This is a genomic window from Actinomadura rugatobispora (genome assembly GCF_042656285.1).
Taxonomy (GTDB): Bacteria; Actinomycetota; Actinomycetes; order Streptosporangiales; family Streptosporangiaceae; genus Spirillospora; species Spirillospora rugatobispora.
The window spans coordinates 1-1,270 of sequence record NZ_JBHSON010000245.1; the positions used below are offsets into that span (position 1 = coordinate 1).

At 53.4% G+C, this 1,270-nt stretch carries 2 protein-coding genes; both read left to right on the forward strand.

Translation table 11 applies throughout. From position 1 onward, the window contains the following. A partial coding sequence (locus tag ACFPZN_RS56120; protein WP_378293612.1) for a hypothetical protein occupies positions 1-208 on the forward strand: 208 nt, incomplete at its 5' end. A gap of 63 nt (positions 209-271) precedes the next feature. Beyond that, positions 272-1,270: RecT family recombinase (locus tag ACFPZN_RS56125; protein ID WP_378293614.1), on the forward strand; the 999-nt coding region annotated here is incomplete at its 3' end.

Genomic DNA, 1,270 nt, shown 5'->3' on the forward strand with positions numbered 1-1,270 from the left:
CAAAGACGAGAATTACCACTGGATCGCCATCATCGAGGCGTCAACCGAACTGCTGGAACTGGGCATGCTCGAGTACCGCAAAACAATGCGCGCCATCGCAACCGGATTCGACACGGGCGAATGGCCAGCGCCGATCACTACCGATTACACCGATGAACTGAACGACTTCGACCTGCGCCGCCTCGAAGCGCTGCGCGCTCAGGCTTAAGGGGGATTTATGCATAACACAAACGTTACCGTTGCTGACCAGAACACCGTTATTAACTCCAACGTGGCTTTGTTCGATTCCCAGTATCTTAACGCCATCAGCACGTTCGCGCAGATTATGGCCCAGGGCACCGCTACCGTTCCTAAGCACCTGCAGGGCAATCAGGCCGATTGCATGGCCGTAGCGATGCAGGCAGCACAATGGCAGATGAATCCCTTTGCTGTAGCACAGAAGACGCACCTGATTAATGGTGTGCTCGGGTACGAAGCGCAGTTGGTCAATGCCGTCATTTCGCGTAGCGGCGTGCTTGCCAGCCGCTTTGAATATGAGTGGTACGGGCCATGGGAAAAAGTTGTTGGAAAATTCCATATTCGTAAAGGCGAAAAAGGCGAGTACCGGGTCCCTGGCTGGACCCTGGCTGACGAAGCCGGGATCGGCATTATTATCCGCGCAACCCTGAAGGGTGAAGATCAGCCGAGAGAACTCGATTTACTGCTGGCTCAGGCTCGCACCCGTAACTCAACGCTCTGGGCTGACGACCCGCGCCAGCAGCTTGCATATCTCGCAGTGAAGCGCTGGGCCCGCCTGTTCTGCCCGGATGTGATTCTGGGCGTTTATACCCCGGACGAGCTGGATGATCGGCGTGAAGAACGGGAGGTAAACCCTGCCCCTGTGCAGCACATAAGTTTGACTGAAATTACTGATGACAACTTATCTACCACACAGAACGCGCAGCAGTCCTCAGTAAATATCGACACTTTGGCTGATGAATACCGTAAACGGATTGATTCTGCTGAAACTCTGGACGATGCCACTACCGTCGGAAACGACATCAATGCTTCTAAATCCGTACTGGGTGCAGCATTGCACACCGAACTGAAAAACAAAGCTACGCGCCGGTACCACTTTGTGAATGCGAAAAACAAAGTTGATACAGCTATCAAAGCACTTCCAAAACCGGGAGTGGAAGGTGCGGGAGAACGCTTCGAGGAAGTTGAAAAGATGCTCTTGGCGGCTAAACGGCACTTGGGTGATGAATTGCACGATAAGTACCGCATCACC